General features: G+C 71.3%; 15 protein-coding genes. 7 read left to right on the plus strand and 8 right to left on the minus strand.

From position 1 onward, the window contains the following. Positions 1-34 precede the first annotated feature (34 nt). From VET29_RS20245 to VET29_RS20255, 3 genes are read left to right on the plus strand one after another with little or no spacing between them, the layout of a single operon-like run. Positions 35-1273 (plus strand): alpha/beta hydrolase, encoded by a 1239-nt coding sequence (locus VET29_RS20245; RefSeq protein ID WP_324922693.1) that lies wholly within the window; start codon positions 35-37, stop codon positions 1271-1273. Between the two features lie 35 nt (positions 1274-1308). After that, complete coding sequence (locus VET29_RS20250; protein WP_324922695.1) at positions 1309-1800, plus strand: hypothetical protein; 492 nt, start codon at positions 1309-1311, stop codon at positions 1798-1800. Positions 1801-1811: 11 nt separating this feature from the next. Next, entirely contained in the window at positions 1812-2561 is a 750-nt protein-coding gene (locus VET29_RS20255) for an SCO6745 family protein (RefSeq protein ID WP_324922698.1), read from the plus strand. Positions 2562-2756: 195 nt separating this feature from the next. Here VET29_RS20255 and VET29_RS20260 read toward each other — a convergent pair whose 3' ends face one another. From VET29_RS20260 to VET29_RS20280, 5 genes are all read right to left on the minus strand, one after another. Continuing rightward, on the minus strand, positions 2757-3893 hold the full coding sequence (locus VET29_RS20260; protein WP_324922700.1) for an FAD-dependent monooxygenase: 1137 nt from the start codon (positions 3891-3893) through the stop codon (positions 2757-2759). A gap of 68 nt (positions 3894-3961) precedes the next feature. Further along, on the minus strand, positions 3962-6850 hold the full coding sequence (locus VET29_RS20265; protein WP_324922702.1) for an ATP-binding protein: 2889 nt from the start codon (positions 6848-6850) through the stop codon (positions 3962-3964). Positions 6851-6874: 24 nt separating this feature from the next. Next, entirely contained in the window at positions 6875-7627 is a 753-nt protein-coding gene (locus VET29_RS20270; protein WP_324922704.1) for an SDR family NAD(P)-dependent oxidoreductase, read from the minus strand. A gap of 33 nt (positions 7628-7660) precedes the next feature. Further along, positions 7661-8683 (minus strand): cytochrome P450, encoded by a 1023-nt coding sequence (locus VET29_RS20275; RefSeq protein ID WP_324922706.1) that lies wholly within the window; start codon positions 8681-8683, stop codon positions 7661-7663. A 104-nt stretch (positions 8684-8787) separates the two neighbouring features. Continuing rightward, positions 8788-9024 carry a hypothetical protein gene (locus VET29_RS20280; protein ID WP_324922711.1) on the minus strand — a complete coding sequence of 79 codons (237 nt, stop codon included), beginning with the start codon at positions 9022-9024 and terminating at the stop codon, positions 8788-8790. Between the two features lie 110 nt (positions 9025-9134). Between VET29_RS20280 and VET29_RS20285 the strand changes: the two genes are divergently transcribed. Both VET29_RS20285 and metH read left to right on the plus strand, forming a co-directional pair. Next, positions 9135-10193, plus strand: a complete 1059-nt coding sequence (locus VET29_RS20285; protein WP_324922715.1) for a hypothetical protein — start codon at positions 9135-9137, stop codon at positions 10191-10193. A 199-nt stretch (positions 10194-10392) separates the two neighbouring features. Then, positions 10393-14001, plus strand: a complete 3609-nt coding sequence (gene metH / locus VET29_RS20290; protein ID WP_324922718.1) for a methionine synthase — start codon at positions 10393-10395, stop codon at positions 13999-14001. Positions 14002-14336: 335 nt separating this feature from the next. Here metH and VET29_RS20295 read toward each other — a convergent pair whose 3' ends face one another. Continuing rightward, on the minus strand, positions 14337-15164 hold the full coding sequence (locus tag VET29_RS20295; RefSeq protein ID WP_324922720.1) for a helix-turn-helix transcriptional regulator: 828 nt from the start codon (positions 15162-15164) through the stop codon (positions 14337-14339). Between the two features lie 101 nt (positions 15165-15265). On the opposite strand from VET29_RS20295, the gene VET29_RS20300 reads away from it, so the two are divergent. Further along, on the plus strand, positions 15266-16690 hold the full coding sequence (locus VET29_RS20300; RefSeq protein ID WP_324922722.1) for an MFS transporter: 1425 nt from the start codon (positions 15266-15268) through the stop codon (positions 16688-16690). Positions 16691-16792: 102 nt separating this feature from the next. Here the strand turns inward: VET29_RS20300 and VET29_RS20305 are convergent, their stop codons facing one another. Continuing rightward, entirely contained in the window at positions 16793-16945 is a 153-nt protein-coding gene (locus tag VET29_RS20305) for a hypothetical protein (protein ID WP_324922725.1), read from the minus strand. A gap of 74 nt (positions 16946-17019) precedes the next feature. Next, on the minus strand, positions 17020-18024 hold the full coding sequence (locus VET29_RS20310) for a terpene synthase family protein (RefSeq protein WP_324922729.1): 1005 nt from the start codon (positions 18022-18024) through the stop codon (positions 17020-17022). Between the two features lie 312 nt (positions 18025-18336). Here VET29_RS20310 and VET29_RS20315 point away from each other — a divergent pair, with 312 nt between their 5' ends. Then, a complete protein-coding gene (locus VET29_RS20315; RefSeq protein WP_324922733.1) occupies positions 18337-19482 on the plus strand; it encodes a glycosyltransferase in 1146 nt (381 codons plus the stop codon). Positions 19483-19496: the final 14 nt, after the last annotated feature.

The raw sequence follows: 19496 nt of genomic DNA on the forward strand, positions 1-19496 counted from the left end.
CCAACTCTCAGGAATTTCCATCACAATGGCGGGCGTGAGTGTGTCACTGCTGTCCGGATGGTTGCCGACTACCCTCCGGATCGCCGCCCTCGTCGCCGCCGTCGTGGCGGTCGCGCGGTGGGACCGGCGCTGGTGGACGCGTGTCGTGCCGGTGGCCCTCGTGGCCGCCGTCGCCGTCGCGGTGATCGTCTCGATCGTCGCGAACGACGCGCTCCAGCAGCCCGAGCCGCTGCCGGACGAGGTGTGGTTCTGGGTCGGAGTGATTGTGTTCGCGCTGGTCATGGCCGTGTGGCGCGGGCAGTCGTGGCGGCGGTTCGCGGCGGCGGGTGCGGTTGTGCTCGCGGCGGCCTCGGCGGCCAGCACGGTGAACACCTTCGTCGGCTACTACCCGACGGTGGGTGCCGCGTTCGGTGAGCTGGCCGGGCAGCCGGTGCCATCGCAGGTGGGTGCCGGCCAGCTGTCCACGGTGGATCGGAGCACCCCGGACGGGCGGGTGGTCCCGGTGAACATTCCCGACACTTACAGTCATTTTACTCATCGGGAGGAATTCGTTTACCTGCCGCCCGCGTGGTTCCGGTCCGGTCGAAAAGAACAGTTTCCGGTAATCGAGATGATCGGTGCCGAGTTCTCGACTCCGCAGAACTGGCTGCGGGCGGGCAACGCGATCGGCGTCGCCGACCTGTACGCGCGGCACCACCACGGCCGCGCGCCGATCCTGGTGTTCGCCGACGCGTCGGGCGGGTTCACCGTCGACACCGAGTGCGTCGACGGGCCGCACGGCAACTCCGAGGCCCACCTCGTCAAGGACATCCCGGCCTACATGGCCGCGCACTTCGGCGTGTCGCCGACGGGCTGGGGCGTCGCGGGCTGGTCGATGGGCGGCACCTGCGCGGTCGACCTGGCCGTCGAGCACCCGGACGTGTTCACCCGCTTCCTCGACATCTCCGGCGACGTCGGCCCGAACGTCGGCGACCGGGCGACCACGATCGCCACGCTGTACGGCGGCAGCCGGGCGGCGTGGGCGGCGCACGACCCGCTGACGGTGCTCGCGCACCATCCCCGCTACCACGGCGTGTACGGCGTCTTCGCGGACGGGACGCTGGAGCACCGGACGACCCGGGCCGCGTACCGCCTCGCGGCGGCGTGCCGGACGGACGGCATCGACGCCCAGGTGGTCGTCCAGCCGGGCGGCCACAACTGGCAGTTCGGTGCGCAGGAGTGGGCCGAGGAGCTGCCGAGGATCGCCGCGTCCATGTCGACCACGCCGACCTGACGGGAACCACGGCACGCCACCGGTGGTCCACCGGCATGCGTGCCGTGTTCCTCGTCGTGTTGGTGCTGGTGGCCGGCTGTGCGGAGCGCCATGCCGGCGCCCCGGAGGCCGACGGGCAGGTGATGCCGGCCGACTTCGCCGGCACGGTCGAGTACGCCAACGGCTCGGTCCCGCCGCCCTACCACTTCCGGTGGCGGCTGACGTTCGACGCGTCGACGGCCGTGGTCGAGTGGCGGCCGGGGTACGGCGAGTCGACGCCGTGGCGGGAGAGCGTCGACATCAACGCCGAGCAGCGGACGGCCCTGTACGGGCGGCTGCGTGACCTGGGGGTGTTCGGCCCGGCCGAGGCCATGGACGGCGGCATGGCCGGCGGCATGACCTACGACCCCGGCCCGCTCGGGGCGAGCGAGCGCGGTGCGCGACTGCTCGACGGTGTCGCGGACGCGGTGCGCGAGCTGGTCCCGGCCGAGGTCTGGGACGGCCTGAAGGCCAGGCAGGACGACTGGAGTGCCCGGCAACCCAAGTAGTCTCCGAAGCTATGCCAGAGCTGAGTGGACAACAGACCGTCCAGGCCGCCGACCACGTGCTGCACGATGTCGGCACCGCGTGGATGATCCACGAGGACACGGGACGACGGGGCGTCGAGTACGGCTACGACAAGCCCAGGACGTTCTACTTCGCCGGGCGCGGCGGGGTGCTCGGGGACGTCGACCCCGGCGTCGTGATCGCGGCCTTCGGTTGGTGGGACCCGGGTCTCGTGCGGCTCATGTGGGACCGGGGCCTCGCGTTCGCCACGCCGAGGGAGAGCGCCCGCCGGTACGCCGAGGCCTGCGCGGCGTGGGCGGAGGACCACCTCACCGGCTTCGAGCACACCGACCGGCTGTCCGAGCTGGCCGAGCGGGTCGTCGACGCGGCCGACGAGTCGTGCCTGTCGCTGTTCGCCGGGTGGCGGGCCGAACCGCGCGCCGACGGCGGCGTCGGCCGCCTGCTCCAGCTCGTGCACGTGATGCGTGAGTGGCGGGGCTCGGTCCACCTGGTCGCGACGACCGCGGTCGGGCTGGGACCCCTCGAGGCCATCCTCGCCAACGAGGGAGAGTCGCAGGCGCGGTTCCTCGGCTGGCGTGCCGAACTGCCGAACTGCGACCACCTCAAGGACCGCCACGTCCAGGCCCAGGAGATCACCGACCGCCTCCTCGCGGCCGAGTACGAGCGCGCACTCTCCCCAACCGAACGCGCCGAGTTCGCCGACCTGGTCCACAAACTCGGCACGAACGTCCTCCACCCCTGACCCCCCGCGAGTCCCGCGTTCAAACACCGCGAGTCCCGCGTTCAAACACACCGACTCCCGCGCTCGGACACACCGAACTTGCGGGTTCGTGCACACCTGACCCGAGTGCGCTGTCCTCTGGCGCTCGGGTCAGGTGTGCACGTGCGAGAGGAGTCGAGCTGATCGGCTCCGCGCGTTCGCCCGATCCGGCGGTCGTCAGTAGTCCGGGAGGTCGATCCTCGTCGCGAAGCGGTCGGTGAGCTTCATCATCGCGCCGAAGAGGGCGGCGTGCCTGAACGTCCAGTTCCGCATGGTGATGCCACGCCTGGTGTGCGGCGCGAGGAACCGGCCGGCGTTGCCCTGCCTGGAGACCTTCGCGTACGGGCGGAACAGCTCGGTGTACCGGCGGAAGGCGACGGTGTGGTCCCCGCCGGCCCGGTGCAGCTCGCCCGCGAGCACGTACGCGCCGACGACCGCGAGGCCGGTGCCGAAGCCGCCGAGCGTGTTGCCGTACGCGGAGTCGCCGAGCAGCACGACCCGACCCCTGGCGTAGTCGTCCATCGCGACGCGGCTGATCGTGTCGAGGTAGAGGTCGGTGCAGCCGGGAACCTTGGCGAGCAGTTCCGGGATCCGCCAGCCACCACCGCGGTAGGCGTCGAGCAGGAGCTTCTTCTGCTGGTCGGGGTCGTAGCGGTCGTAGGTCAGCTCGGGGGAGGCGAAGACGAAGAAGGCCTCGGCCTTGGGACCGCCGACGGCGACCATGCGGCCGGGCTCGTTGTACATGAACGCGTCGCCGGGGACGCCGAGGCTGGCGAGGGCGTAGTAGTGGCCGAGGAAGTGGACGTGGTCCTGCTCCGGGCCGAAGGCGAGACGGCGGACGTTGGAGTGGATGCCGTCGGCGCCGACGACGAGGTCGAAGGTGCGCGGGGCCTGGCGTTCGAAGGTGACGTGCACCCCGCCGGTGGACTCGGTGAGCGAGGTGACGGAGTCGCCGAAGACGTACTCGCAGCTGTCCCTGGTGCGCCGGTGGAGGATGTCGGCGAGGTCACCGCGGCGGATCTCGACGTCGCCGCCGGTGAACTCGCCGGGAATGACGGTGAGCGGCCTGCCCCGCGCGTCGACGACGGTCTGGTCGTGACCACCGGTCTGGCGGCGGTGGACCTCGTCGAGGATGCCCATCCTGGTGAGGACCGTGCGGTGGATGTCGCCCTTGAAGTCGACGGCCTGGCCGCCGGCGCGGAGGACGGGCGACCGCTCGACGACGGTGACGGTGGCGCCGTAGCGGGCGAGCCAGAGCGCCAGGGCCGGACCGGCGATGCTGGCGCCGGAGATGAGGACTGTCGTGTTCTTCATGTCCCGCAGGGTCGCGGGGACCGCCGACAGCCCACCGACACCCGGCTGACAGCCGCCGGCGGGCACTGTCAGGGCAGTTCGGCCAGCGCCTCGTCGCGGGTCTGGCGGGCGCCATGGGCGTACGCGGCCGCGAAGGCCTCCGTGCCCAGCTCGGCCGTCGCCCGTGCCGCCGTCGCCGTGACCAGGGGATCGCCCGCGACGGCGGTTCCGCGCAACGCCACCGCCGACCCCAGCAGGAACGCCGCGCGCTCGGCATGCGCGGTACTCGCCAGCCCCTCCACCGCCGCCGCCAGCGTCGCCACGAACGGGGACGTGCGGGCCGCCGTCATCGCCTCCTCGTGCCGGCCCAGCGCGGTCAGGATCCGCGCCCGCACGGGGGTGCCGCCGAAGTCGTCGCGGGCCGCGGCCAGCGCCTCGGCCAGGTCCTCGGGTGACCGCGCCAGCCCCAGCAGCACCGCGGGCGCCTCCTGCCCGGCCCGCCGCGACAGCTCACCGGCACGCAGGAGGTCCGCGTGGGCCCCCGGCGAATCCCCCTGCCGCATCAGGCTGTCCGCCCGCCGGCACAGCACGTCCACGCACTCCTCCAGCGCACCGAACCGCTCGTAGTACCCCAGCGACTCCGCCCACAGCGACAGCGCCCGCTCCCACTCACCCCGCCAACCGGCCACCTCCGCCAGCCAGTCCAGCGCCTGCGCCATTCCCCACCGCTCGCCCAGCGCCCGGAACGTCGCCAGCACGTCCAGCAGCTCGGCCTCCCCTGGCGCGGGCCGACCGTCCAGCACCAGCATGATCCCCATGCTCAGCCGGTTGAGTGCCATCGTCCACGGGTCGGTGCCCGGCAGCGCCTCCATCGAGTCCACCGGGTCCCACGGCGCGCCCGCCCACGGCCCGGCGGTCATGCCCCACACCGTCGGCACGAACGGGAACCGCGGCGGCCCGTCGAGGCCACGCAGGATCTCGCGGGCCCTCGTCCAGTGCGACAGCTGCCGCGGCACGGCGTGTACCACACACGCCACGTACTCCTCACCGTCGGCGAAGCCCGGCACCGCCAGCAGTCTCATCGCCGACTCGCTCGCCTGGCTGTGCCGTCCGGACAGCCACCAGTACGCCGTCAGGGCCGCCACCAGCCGGTACCCGGTCGCCGGATCGCCCAGCACCGACCACCGCAGCGCCGCCATCAGGTTGTCGTGGTCCGCCGACAGCGTCGCGAGCCAGTCCAGCTGCTCGGCCCGCCGCAGGTGCGGGTCGGCCCGCTCCGCCAGTGCCAGGTAGTACCGGGCATGCGCGGCCCGCGCGTCCTCGGGCGCACGGGCCGCACAGAACAGCCGGATCGTCTCCAGCATCCGGTACCGCCGGCCGTCCGTCTCGACGAGAGACCGATCCACCAGGTCCGCCAGCACGTCGTCGGTCGTCTCGCACACGGCCTCGACCGCCGCCAGCGAAGCACCGCCGGCGAACACCGAGAACCGCGCCGCGACGGCCCGTTCGGCCGGCGTGAGCAGGTCCCAGCTCCACTCCACCACCGCCGTCAGCGTCCGGTGCCGCGCGGCGGCCGTCCGGTCGCCGCGGGACAGCAGCCGGAACGGGCCGTCCGAGGCCAGCCGCGACGAAAGCTCCGCCACCGTGAACTGCCGCAGCCGCGCCGCCGCCAGCTCGATCGCCAGCGGCAACCGGTCGACCGCCGCGCAGATCGCGGCGACGTCCGCCCGGTTGGCGTCCGTCACCGCGAAGCCCGGCCGGACCGCCGCCGCCCGGTCGGCGAACAACCGCACCGCGTCCGCCCCGAGCGGCGCCAGCGGCAGCAGCGTCTCGCCCGTGAGCCCCAGCGGCTCCCGGCTCGTCGCGATGACCGACAGCCCCGGGCAGGCGCCCAGCAGCGTCCGCACCAGCCCGGCGACCGCATCCACGACCTGCTCGCAGTTGTCCAGCACCAGCGTCGACGACTGCCGGTCGAGCGACGACACCAGCCGCCGGACCGGGTCCCCGGCCGACGGCACGAACCCGGACTCCCGCAGCCCCAGCGCCCCGAGCACGGCATGCGGCACGAGATCGCCGTCCTCGACCGGCGACAGGTCGACGAAACACGCGTCCCGCGCGAACTCGCACGCGAGCCGCGTCTTGCCGGTACCGCCGGGCCCGAGGACGGTCACCAGCCGCGCCGAAGCGAGTCCACGCAGCCGCGCCATTTCCTCGGCCCGGCCCACGAAGCTCGTGAGCTGCGCCGGCACCCCGACCCGCCGCGGCGACCGGTCGGCACGCAGGATCGCCAGGTGTGTCGCGGACAGCTCGGGGGAGGGGTCGGCGCCCAGCTCGTCGGCCAGCAGCCGGCGGGTGTCCTCGTACGCGGCGAGCGCCTCGGCCTGCCGCCCGGTCGCGTGCAGTGCCCGCATCAGCTGGCCACGCAGCCGTTCCCGCAACGGGTTCGCCGCCACGAGGGACCGCAGCTCCGCCACGGACGTCCCCTCCGGTAGCGCCAGCTCGGCGTCGACGAGGTCCTCCAGCGCGCCGAGCCGCAGCTCCGCCAGGCGCGCGGCCTGAGCGGAACCGTGTGGCAGGTCGGCGAGCGCGGGCCCCCGCCACAACCCGACCGCCTCCCGCAGCACCGCCGCCGCCTTGTCGTGGCCCCCCGCCGCGAGCAGCCGCCGGCCCTCCCCGGCGAGCCGCTCGAACCGGAGCGCGTCCACGTCGTCGGGGTCGACCGCGAGCCGGTAGCCGACCCCGTCGTACTCGACCGCGACCGACCTGCGCAGGCGGGACACGTGTGCCTGCACCGCCCCCGCCGGGTCCGTGGGCGGCTCGTCCCCGTACTGCGCGGCGATGATCGCGTCCACCCCGACCACCCGGTTCGCGTTCAGCGCCAGCAGCACCAGCAACGCCCGTGGCCGCGGGCCGCCGACGGTGACCGGCGCACCGTTCGCGCCGGTCACCTCGAGTGACCCCAGAATCCCGATCCGCACGCTCACGACAGTAGGGCCGCGCTCCTAGGCCGTCGCGCCGCCGTCCAGCACGAGGTCGTGACCGACCGTGAAGCCGGACTCCGCGGACGCCAGCCACAGCACGGCCGACGTGACCTCCGCCAGCGTGCCGACCCGGCCGATCGGCAGCGCGGACCGCAGCCGGCTCGCCCGGTCGGCCGGCGTCTCACCGGGCAGCAGTGACATGGGCGTGTCCACCGGACCGGGGCTGACCGCGTTGATGCGGATGCCGTCCGAGACGTGCTCCAGCGCCGCGTTGCGGGTGAGCGCACTCACCGCCGCCTTCGTCGCCACGTAGGCGCTGATGCCCGGGCGCCGGGCGTGCGCGCCCAGGTTCGACGCCGTGTTCACGATCGTGCCGCCGCCATGGGACCGCATGTGCGCGATCTCGTGCTTCATCGACAGCCACGTGCCGGTGAGGTTGGCGTCGACGGCACGCGACCACTCCGCCAGGGACAGGTCCGCCACCCCGCCACCCACGAACACCCCCGCGTTGTTGAACGCCACGTGCAGGCCGCCGTGCCGGCGCACCACCGTCTCGACGAGCGCGGCCACGTCGTCCTCACGGGTCACGTCCGCGACAACGAAACTCGCCGTCCCGCCGCCGGACTCGACGAGCTTCACCGTCTGTGCCAACGGTTCCGCCGACCGCCCGGCCACCGCGACGGTCGCCCCCTCGGCCGCGAACGCCTCCGCCGCCGCCCGGCCGATCCCCGACCCGCCACCGGTCACGAGCACCACCTGGTCCACAAAGCGCATGGGCGGGAGGCTATCCGTATCTGGAACGAACGGTCAAGAAAACCACACGGCGTCGACCGGGCCGGGCAGGCGCAGCCGCCAGCCCTCCGGCGCCGGCCGGGCGCCGGGCGCCGGGCGCAGGTCCGGCATCCGGTCGAACAGCTCGTCGAGCGCAGTGCGTGCCAGCGCGATGACCGTCGGGTACGCGGGGCAGTGCCGCGGCCCGCCGCCGAACCCGAGATGTGGCCGCATCTCGCGGTGCACGTCGAACCGGTGCGGCAGCCGGAACACCGACTCGTCCCGGTTGGCCGACGCGACCGACACCGCCAGCGCGCCGCCGGCGGGGATCTCCTTGCCGCCCAACGACACCGTGCGGGTCGTCCGCCGGGTCAGCACGCCGACCGGCCCGGCCCAGCGCAGTGCCTCGTACACGGCGGCGCCCAGCAGGTGCCGGTGCTCCCGCACTGCCGCGAACTGCTCGGGCTCGGTCCACAGCGCCGCCAGCGTCCACGCGGCGAGCCAGCCGGGCTCCAGGACGCTCACGGCGAGGTTCTTCAGCAGCGGAACGGGATCCGCGTCCGCGTGCACCAGCCGCGCCACCAGCGAGTCGTCCGGCCGGCGCCGCAACCGATCGATGATCACCGCGGCATCGTCGCCGGCGTCCGCGTCCGGATCGCGTGCGAGCGTGTTTCCCCAGTGCAGCAACGTGTCCGCGCAGCCAAGGCCCAGGCCGAGCACCGTCGCCCCGGCGACGGCCGCGACCGGCTCGAAGTACTCGGCGGTCAGATCGGCCGTGCCAAGGGCGAACAGGTCGTCGGCGGCCTTGCGGGCGATCGGCCGGGTGATGGTGTCCACCTCGGCGGCGGTCAGGCCCGGCCCGTAGGCGGTGCGGAACACCTCGTGCAGCTCTTCGTGCTCGTAGGCGAAGGACGCCGGGTCGGAAAGAACGCGGAGCACGTCGTGCCAACGGGTGACGAGCCACTGCCCGGTCTCCGGCAGCCAGGTGACCGGATCCTCCGCGCGCAGCCGCGTATACGCCGAGTGTGGATCGGCGGAGAGCTCGGCGAGCGCGGTCATCAGGTTGACACTAAGAGTGACAGCGCGAATTCAGTTGGTTACGAGCCCATTCGCCGCCGACGAGTTGTGCTTTCGAGACATCGGGACCGCCGCACGAGCCGCGCTCAGACCACCCCGTGCTCCGGTGGTGTGACGTTGAGGACCGTCGCGGTCGGGATCATGGTCACGGTCTGCCGTCTCGGCCCGTCAGCCATTCGGATGCCCACCCATCGTTCGCCCGTGATCGGGTCAGGTTCCAGCGGGCCGACGACCTCACCGACGCGAAACCGCTCGCCGTGCTCGTCACGCAGCAGGAACGTGACCTTCGAGCCGCGCGCCGGGCTCCTCTCCACCTTCGCCACCGTCACTCACCTCAACCAGGCCATTGGGGGATTCTGATACACGTATTCCCGAAAACCGGGCCGGCTAAGCACCTGACCATGAACTAACCACCTGAGGCACACTTACCGGTGTGCGCCTGCTCACGATCACCGCCGTGCTCCTGCTGGTCGCGGGCTGCGGCTCCGAAACGCCCGCCAGCGCCCCGTTCACCAGGATCGATCTGCCGTCCGGCGCCGTGCCGACCCGCGTCACGGCCGACGGCGACGCCCTGATCATCGGCGTCCGCGAGGACGGCGGGCCGGGCCTGCTGCGCTACGAGAACGGGCGCACGACTGAGATTCCGGTCACCCCGGTCACCCCGTACGGCCAGGTCGCCGACTGGGTCTCCCTCGCCGCGAACGGCCACGACATCCTCGCCGTCGGCGGGAAGTCCGGCGGCGCGCACATGAACGTCCGGTGGAGCGTCTGGCGCATGCGGGGCACGGCGCTGTCCGAGCAGCCGCAGAGGTTCTCCGCGTTCGGCGGGTACGGCGCCGGCGCGCTCGTGGACGGCGTGTACCCCACGAGTGGACCGCTGCTTGTCGGCGTCTGGCAGGGCGCGAGCGGCGGCTCCGACGGGGCGGTGTGGACCACCGACGGCACCGAGTGGAACCGCCAGAGCTCGGCTGGGACCCCGCTGGAGAGCACTGGCGACTCCCTCAAGTTTCCCATGTCCGCGACGTCGCACGGCGCTGACGTCCTGATCGCGGGCTGGCAGCTGACGGGCGGCAGGCAGCGGCCGGTGGTGTGGACGCTGCGCGACGGCAGGTACACCCTCACGACGCTCCCGGACGGGGGTAGGGCGGCCATGGCCATCACCGTGAGCTGCGCGGACACGTGTGCCGTGGCCGGCCGGGTGGACGGGCGGCTGGCGGTGTGGCGGCAGACGGGTAGCACGTGGCAACGGGTTTCCGGGGTCCCGGACGTGCCCGTCGGGGACCATGACCGGCCGGTGCCACCAACCGGTGACACCCTGGTGTACTCCGATCGGAGTAGCGTGCACGTTGCTACCCTCGGTGGTGAAGTTCGCGACGCGGCCGGCCCCACGGGAGTGGTGACGGCAGTCGTGCGGGTCGGCGACACCACGTACGTGTTGGCGGGACCCGGTGGAGACAACAACCAAACTCTGTGGCGCGCTGGCCAGGGCTGACCGCCTGGTCGCGCGTCGGCTCGGGCGCCCGCACCGAACGAGCCGGCCTTCCCACCACGTGACCGACGTCGCGCTGGCGAAGCCGGCTCGGTAAAGTCAGGGTCGGGCCGAGAGGCGCTGCAACGGACTGGGGTCCGCCACGCTCGACCCGGCTGAACCGCGAAAGCAAGGGCGCCTCCCACTCGAAACGGGAGGCCGCATGAGCAAGGTCGACGCTCTTCGCGCACTGCTCGACTCACGGATCGCCGTGCTCGACGGCGCGTGGGGCACCATGCTCCAGACCGCCTCGCTGACGCCCGAGGACTACCGGGGTGACCGGTTCGGCGACGACCACACGCACGACGTGACGGGCGACCCCGACCTGCTCAACATCACCCGCCCGGACGTGATCCTGGACGTCCACCGTCAGTACCTCGCGGCGGGCGCGGACATCACGACCACCAACACGTTCACCGCGACCTCCATCGGTCAGGCCGACTACGGCCTCCAGGAGCACGTGCGCGAGATGAACCTCGCCGGCGCGCGGCTGGCCCGCCAGGCCGCGGACGAGTTCGACGGCAGGTTCGTCGCCGGCTCGATCGGCCCACTGAACGTCACGCTGTCGCTGTCGCCGAAGGTCGAGGACCCGGCGTACCGCGCCGTCACGTTCGACCAGGTCAAGGCCGCCTACGCGGAGCAGATCTCGGCGCTCGCCGAGGGCGGCGTGGATGTGCTGCTCATCGAGACGATCTTCGACACGCTCAACTGCAAGGCCGCCGTCGCCGCGGCCCGTGAGGTCGCTCCGGACCTGCCGCTGTGGATCTCGGTGACGATCGTCGACCTGTCCGGGCGCACGCTGTCCGGCCAGACGGTCGAGGCGTTCTGGCGCTCGATCGCGCACGCCCACCCGCTGGTCGTCGGCGTGAACTGCTCGCTGGGCGCCGCCGAGATGCGCCCGCACGTCGCGGAGCTGGCCCGGCTCGCCGACACCTACGTCGCCTGCCACCCGAACGCCGGCCTGCCCAACGCGTTCGGCGGCTACGACGAGACGCCGGAGCAGACCAGCGAGCTGCTCGGCGACTTCATCGGCGCCGGGATGGTCAACATCGTCGGCGGCTGCTGCGGCACCACGCCCGCGCACATCGCCAAGATCGCCGAGGCGGCGCAGGACAGGCCCGTCCGCACGGTGCCGGAGGTCGAGCGCCGGTCCCGCTTCGCCGGCCTCGAGCCGTTCGAGATCGGTCCGGACACCGGTTTCGTCATGATCGGCGAGCGCACCAACGTCACGGGTTCCGCCAAGTTCCGCCGGCTCATCGAAGGCGACGACCACCAGGCCGCCGTGGACGTCGCGCTGGACCAGGTGCGTGGCGGCGCGAACCTGCTGGACGTCAACATGGACGCCGACCTGCTCGAGAGCGAGCAGGCGATGACCACGTTCCTGAACCTGATCGCGACCGAGCCGGAGGTGGCGCGGATCCCGGTCATGGTCGACAGTTCCCGGTGGACGGTCATCGAGGCCGGCCTGAAGTGCCTGCAGGGCAAGGGAGTCGTCAACTCGATCTCCCTCAAGGAGGGCGAGGAGCCCTTCCTGGAGTACGCCCGCAAGATCCAGGGCTACGGCGCCGGTGTCGTGGTCATGGCGTTCGACGAGCAGGGCCAGGCCGACACCGCCGACCGCAAGGTCGAGATCTGCGGCCGTGCCTACGACCTGCTGACGCAGAAGGTCGGGTTCGCACCCGACGACATCATCTTCGACCCGAACGTGCTCGCGGTCGCCACCGGCATGGCCGAGCACAACGGTTACGCCAAGGCCTTCCTCGACGCGCTGCCCAGGATCAAGGAACGCTGTCCGGGCGTGCACATCTCCGGCGGCATCTCGAACCTGTCGTTCTCCTTCCGTGGCAACAACGTCGTGCGTGAGGCGATCCACTCCGCGTTCCTGTTCCACGCGGTGGGGCTGGGTCTGGACATGGGCATCGTCAACGCCGGCCAGCTGGCGGTGTACGCGGACATCCCGAAGGACCTGCTCGAACTGGTCGAGGACGTGCTGTTCGACCGCCGCGAGGACGCGACCGACCGGCTGGTCTCCTTCGCGGAGAACGTGAAGGGCAGCGGCACCAAGCGGGTCGTCGACCTGTCGTGGCGCGAGGGGACGGTCGAGGAACGACTGTCGCACGCCCTGGTGCACGGCATCGTGGACTTCATCGAGGCCGACACGGAGGAGGCTCGGCAGAAGCTCCCGCGGCCCCTGCAGGTCATCGAGGGTCCGCTGATGGACGGCATGAAGATCGTCGGCGACCTGTTCGGGTCCGGCAAGATGTTCCTGCCGCAGGTCGTGAAGAGCGCCCGCGTGATGAAGCGGTCCGTCGCCTACCTCGAGCCGTTCATGGAGGCCGAGAAGGAGCAGATGCGGCTCGAAGGCAAGATCGACACCGGCCGCGGCCAGGGCAAGGTCGTCATGGCCACGGTCAAGGGCGACGTGCACGACATCGGCAAGAACATCGTCGGGGTCGTCCTGGGCTGCAACAACTACGAGGTGATCGACCTCGGCGTGATGGTGCCCGCCGCGACCATCCTGGACACCGCGGTGGCCGAAAGCGCTGACGTCGTCGGCCTTTCCGGTCTCATCACGCCGTCGCTGGACGAGATGGTCTCGGTGGCGGCGGAGATGGAGCGCCGCGGCCTGAAGCTCCCGCTGCTGATCGGCGGCGCCACGACGTCCCGGCAGCACACGGCCGTCCGGATCGCGCCGGCGTACTCGAACATCGTGGCGCACGTGCTGGACGCGTCGCGGGTCGTCGGCGTGGTGTCGGACCTGCTGGACCCGGACCGGGCCGAGGCGCTGGCCAAGCGCACCCGCGAGGACCAGGACACGCTGCGCGAGCAGCACGAGCACAAGCGCCGCCAGCCGTTGCTGACCCTCGAGCAGGCACGCGCGAACCGCGAGGTCGTGGCGTTCGACGACACCCCGACGCCGACGTTCACCGGCACCCGCGTGGTGACGCCGACCATCGCCGAGCTGCGCGAGATGATCGACTGGCAGTTCCTGTTCCTGGCCTGGGAGCTGAAGGGCAAGTATCCGGCGATCCTGGACCAGCCGGTCGCGCGTGAGCTGTTCGACGACGCGACGACGATGCTGGAGGAGATCATCGCGGCGGGCTCGCTGACCGCGCGGGGCGTGTACGGCTTCTGGCCGGCGCACTCGGACGGCGACGACATCGTGCTGGCGTCGGGCGACCGCTTCCCCATGCTGCGCCAGCAGACGCAGAAGCCCGAGGGCCGGCCGAACCGGTCCCTCGCGGACTACGTGGCGCCGTCAGGGGATTACCTGGGCGGGTTCGCGGTGGCGATCCAGGGCGCGGAGGACCTGGCCGCGTCGTACGAGGCGAAGAACGACGACTACCGCGCGATCATGGTCAAGGCACTGGCCGACCGGCTCGCGGAGGCGTTCGCGGAGTACATCCACCTGGAGGCCCGCCGCCAGTGGTTCGAGCCGGACGCCGACCCGGACCTGGCGGACCTGCACGCGGAACGCTTCCGCGGCATCCGCCCCGCGCTGGGCTACCCGGCCAGCCCGGACCACAGCGAGAAGGCCCTGCTGTTCGACCTCCTGGAAGCACAGTCCCAGGGCATCGCCCTGACGGACAACTACGCCATGACCCCGGCAGCGGCGGTCAGCGGCCTGATCTTCCAGCACCCGTCCGCCCGCTACTTCACGGTAGGCCGCATCAACCGCGACCAGGTCGTCGACTACGCCACCCGCCGAGGCCAGGAAACCGCGGAAGCCGAACACTGGCTCCGCCCCAACCTGGCCTACGACCCCGACTAACCCGCGAGTCCAGCGTCTGCACACCGCGAGTCCCGCGTTCGCACACATTGAACTGCGGTTTTGTGCAGGTCCGTGTGCACGAAACCGCAGTTCGGTGTGTCCGGACGCGGGACTCGGCATGTTTGAACGCGGGACTCGCGGGGGTCAGGGCGCCGGCCGGAGGCTGGGGGGTACTTCCGGCCGGCGTTTCCGGTCGCGCGCAAGGCGAACTGGGCCACATCAGCAGTGTCCTGGGGTATCGACACGTGCCGGGAAGTCCCTGAGTTCCGCGGCGACCAACCATTACAACGGCGGACGGGTCGGCCGCGTTCCGCAGGAAAAAGTGGGTTCCGTCACTAGAACAGCGACTCGAACTTCGCCGCCGTCTCGGCGTCGGCCGGGGTGTAGGTCGTCATGCGAAGCTCGGAACGCTGGCCCAACCACAGGTACGTGTACTCGAAGTTCAGCACACCGACCGTCTCGTTGAGAAAACGTTTCGTCAGGTTCCGCATTGGTCTGACGTCATGCCGCTGCCAGCGCTCGTCGAATGCCGGCGACTCCCGCCGCAGGCGCTTGATCAACGATTTCCACGCCGGCTCCGCGACATGCTCCGCCATCGCCGCACGCAGCTGTCCGACCAGCTGGTCGGCGCGCTCCTCCCAGTCCGGCATCCGCCACTGCCATTCCGGGTTGGTGAACACCTGCACCGTGGCGTTGCGTTCCTCGGGGGGCAGGCTCGACACGCCCATGAGCGTGTCGTAACTCTTGTTGTACGCCAGGATGTCGGTCCGCGCGTTCGCCACCACCGACGGCAGCGGATCGAGCTTGATGAGCATCTTGTGCACGCCCGGCGGGATCGCCCGGCACTCCTTCTCCCGCGGCGGCGGCGGCGCGCCGGCGAGCGTGAAGAGGTGCTTCCGCTCGGACGGGTCAAGCCGCAGCGTCCCCGCGATCGCCTCCAGCACCTGCTCGGACACGTTGATGTCCCGGGCCTGCTCCAGCCACGTGTACCAGGTCACCCCGACACCGGCGAGCTGCGCGACCTCCTCGCGGCGCAGCCCGGGCGTCCGCCGCCGGCCGGCGGGCGGCAGGCCGACCTGGTCCGGTGTGATCCGCTCCCGCCTGCTGCGCAGGAAGCCGGCAAGCTCACGGCGCCGGACGTCGAGCTGGTCGGGCATCGCCATGCCTCCACTCTGACACGCACCGGACACGGTTACCAGGTAGTGCGGGTACCAGGACAAACACAAACTGGTACTAGGTTACGCTCACGCGTTTCCTGGTACTCGTGACGACAACGCTCAACCCACGGGCGCGGACCGGGCTGACCGCCGCGGGTCTCGCGACTCTGCTGCTCAGCTACACGCTGGCGCCCATCGACCTGTTCATCGTCAACGTCGCACTGCCCACGATCCAGTCCGACCTGCACACCTCCACCTCGGCGCTGGAGTGGGTCCTCGCCGGCTACGGCGTGGCCTTCGCCATGCTGCTGGTCCTCGGCGGCCGCCTCGGCGACGCGTTCGGCCGGCGGCGCGTGCTCACCTGGGGACTCGCCGCCTTCACCGTCACCTCGATGATCTGCGGCCTCGCGCCGAACGAGGCCGTGCTGGTCCTGGCCAGGGTCGCCCAGGGCGCGGCCGCCGCGTTGCTGGTGCCGCAGGTGTTCTCGATCATCCAGGCCACGTCCACCGGCGAGCACCGCGCCAGGACCATCGGCTACATCGGCGCCGTCGCCGGGGTCGCGATGGTGGCCGGGCAGGTGCTCGGCGGCGTGCTGGTGGCCGCCGACCTGTTCGGCGCCGGCTGGCGGCCGATCTTCCTGGTCAACGTGCCCATCGGCATCATCGTGATCCTGCTCGTCAACCGCACCCTGCCGGAGAGCCGGGCCGCGAACCCGATCGGTGTCGACCGATGGGGGACCGTGCTGCTGTCCGGCACACTGCTCGCGCTGCTGGTGCCACTCCTCGAAGGCCGGGCGCTGGGCTGGCCGGTGTGGTGCTGGGCGCTGCTCGCGGCCGTGCCGGTGCTCGCGGCCGGGTACCTGGCGGCGGCCCGCAGGCTGGAACGGGCCGGCGGCGTCCCGCTGTTGCCGCCGACGCTGCTGCGGTCGGCGAGCATGCGGTTCGGCATGCTGGCCGCGATCCCGGTGTTCGCCGGGTTCGGCGGGTTCATGTTCGTCTTCGCGCTGGTCTTCCAGGCCGGCCTGCACTTCAGCCCGCTCACGGCCGGCCTCGCGCTGACGCCCGGCGCCCTCGGCTTCCTGCTGATGTCACTGCAGACCAGCAGGCTCGTCGCCCGGTACGGCCGTCGTGTGCTGCTGGCCGGCGCGTTCCTCCAGGGTGCGGGGCTGATCGTGCTGGTGCTGACCCTGCTCGCGTCCTGGCCGAACGTCACCGTGTGGGGCCTCGCGCCTGGCGCGTTCGTCTACGGGGTTGGGCAGGGCGCGATCGGCCCGGTGCTCTTCCGGGTGATCCTGTCCGGGGTGCCGGCCGAGTCCGCGGGCGCCGGCAGCGGGGTGCTGACCACGACGCAGCAGACGTCCCTGGCGCTGGGTGTCGCGACCCTCGGCTCGCTGTTCGTGGCGCTGGCCGGTCCGACCGCCCTCGGCGTGCGGGACGCGCTGGTGCTCGTCCTTCTGGTGATGACGGCACTGTCCGTGGTGATCGGGCTTCTGATCACCCGACTCCCGGACCCTCGTCAGGCGTCGGTCTGACGCAGCGTCGTGCGGCCGCCGCGCCGGCAGGACAGCCGTGAGGGCTCGTGCCGGGAGGTGCGCCTGGGCGCGAAGCTCAGGCGCACCTCCCGGCCGTCGGGTTCAGCTGGGAGAAGCCTCATCGTCCGTCGCGGGCTCCGGCGGCGTCACGTCGTCGTCCGACCCGAACGGGCGAGACTGCTTCTCCTGTTCGGCGGCGGTCTTGGCCTCGTTGATCTTCTTGGCGACCTCGTCCAGCTCATGATCCTCTGCCATCCGCTGGGACTACCCAACATCCAGCCCGGCGACACTCTCGACCTTGGCGAGTGCGGAACTCGGGTGGACCGGCGTCAGGCGTTCGGGGTCGAGCCGTAGCGGGCGGTCGTGGCCATCCAGTACATCAGTCCGGATGCCAGTGCACGCACGCCTTTCGCGTAGCGGGGGGCCGGATCCGGCAGGGCGGCCGCCGCGTCGCACAGGAAGTCCAGGGTGAGCAGTTCGGCGTTGACCAGCTCGACGATCTTGGTCACCGCTTCCTGCTCGGTCAGGTCCTCGTGCGTCGTCAGCACCACAGCCAGGTTGTCGCCGGCGCCGTGGGCGGCTTCTCGCTCGTAGGAGAACAGGTCGTTGGCCCAGGTGCTCGCGTTGCTGAGGCGCAGCGCCAGGTCGGAGATCTCCGGGCGGCTGGACACGTCCTCCGGCAGCCAGGCCTCGTTCGCCAGCTCGATCAGCGCGGCGGCGTAGAACATCCCGCCGTTGTAGTGGCGGGACGTCACGTACTGCGCCGTCGTCGGCACCGAGCTCGCCGCCCGGTGCGTGCGCTCGGCCATGCTGGTTTCCAGGTAGGCCAGGTGAATCCGCGCGGCTCGGTCCAGCCAGTGGTCCGGTGCGACCGCCCGGGTCTCGGTCCACAGCGAGTCCAGGAGCACCGCCAGCGGCTCGGCCGCCACCTCGGCCGGATTGGCCTTGCCGGTGAGGATGTCGGTGATGAGCCCGACGACATGGGCGGCGTGTTCGTCCTGGTCGGGTCCCCAGATCTCGTCGAGGAAGTCGTCCAGGCAGGACATGTGGGTCAGTAATCGGCCGGCCAGCCAGAGTCCGGGATAGTCGGCGTCGGGCCACATCCGCGCGTGCTCTTCGGCGCCTTGGAAGTTGAGGAACTGTCTGGTAAGGCGGTCGGCGTCCTCATAGCCGGAAAAGATGTCCTGTTCGAGGAACCATCGCTCGGTATCGACGACGAGCTGGTCGAAGTGCTTGTTCAGGTGGGCGGGGAAAGGACATCTGATCACGAGATCCGAGTCCGGCGCCTGTTCCCCGAACCAGTGCACCGCAGGAGTCCAGCGGGTAGCCACCATGATGAGATCCCCTGTTCGTCGCCGAGCATCCGCAAGGATGCCCGAATTCGATTGAAGTGGAACAAATGCCTTACAGGGCAGTACATCCGTTCAGTCGGCGGCGAAGTCGATCACTTGAACCATAGCGGCAGCGGCAGAGTGGATCAACCTCCAGTCAACCCTTCGTTCATCTGTCCACAAAGGACTCGCGGGTGGACGTGGTTGCGAGCGCGGGTCTCACCAGCAAAGAATGTGATCTTGGCCGTACCGGGGCGGGGCGAAAAGATGCCCGAACAGCGACGGTCTTCCGCACGGAGAGCTTGGAGATCCTGAATGCGCGTGCTCATGACGTGCCAGCCGTTCTACTCACACCTCGTGCCGGTGCTGGTACCCGCGGCGAAGGCGCTGCGGCGCGCCGGGCACCAGGTGGCCGTGGCCACGGCGCCGGCCATGGCGCCCCACCTCGCCCGCGCCGGGATCGAGCACCTGCCGCTGCCGAACGTGCTGACCCTGACCGAGCTGGTGGCCAATCCCGCGGCCGTGCCGGAGGGTGACGTGCGACAGGCGTCCAGCACGCTCACGATCGCCTTCGCGGGCTCGCTGGCCGGGACCTTCGCGCGAGATGTCCTGGCAGTGGCCGAATCCTGGCGGCCCGACGTGCTGGTACGGGAGTGCAAGGAGTTCGGCGGCTACCTCGCCGCCGAGAAACTGGGGCTGCCGCAGGCGGTCCTGGACACTTCCCCCTACTCGGCACTGAATCTGCCGATGGTGCGGGACGCGCTGAACGGTCAGCGGGCCGAGCTCGGGCTGGACACCGTCGACGAGCCGGGGCACCCGGCGAACTCCCTGCTCGCCGGGGTGGTGCCGGGCGCCTGGTACCCGGACGAGCTGCGGGTTTCCTCGGCCCGCTACTACCGGCCGGATTCCCCCGCGGGCCCGCTTGAGAAGTCCCTGCTCGACCTTCCCGGCGACCGGCCACTGGTCGTCGCGGGGCTCGGCAGCGTCGCGCACACCTTCGTGCCGGAGACGCCGAAGGTGCTGGAGACGATGATCACCGCGCTGGGCGAGCTGCCGTGCACCGCGGTGGTCGCACTGGGCAGTGACCCCGGCGAGTGGGCCGGGTCGCGGCCCGGCAACGTGCGGCTCATGTCGTTCGTCCCGCAGCCACTGCTGCTGGAGTCCGCGGACCTCCTCCTCACCCACGGCGGTTTCGGCAGCCTCGCCGAGGCGATCCGCACCGGCACGCCGATGGTGCTCCTGCCGATGTTCTCCGACCAGTCGCACAACGCGGCGCGTACCGCGAAACTGGGCCTCGGCGTCCAGTTCGACGCCGAGGCCGTCACCCCGGCGTCGGTCGCCGAGAGCTGCGCGGAGGCGCTGCGAGACCCCTACCGCCACCGCGCCGCGGCGATGTCCAGGCAGGCCCGCGCCTGCCCCGGCTTCGAGGTGCTCGCCGAGGACGTTGCCGCGCTGGCGTAGTACCGCGACCGGCG

Source organism: Actinophytocola sp. (assembly GCF_035634895.1).
Classification (GTDB): domain Bacteria; phylum Actinomycetota; class Actinomycetes; order Mycobacteriales; family Pseudonocardiaceae; genus Actinophytocola.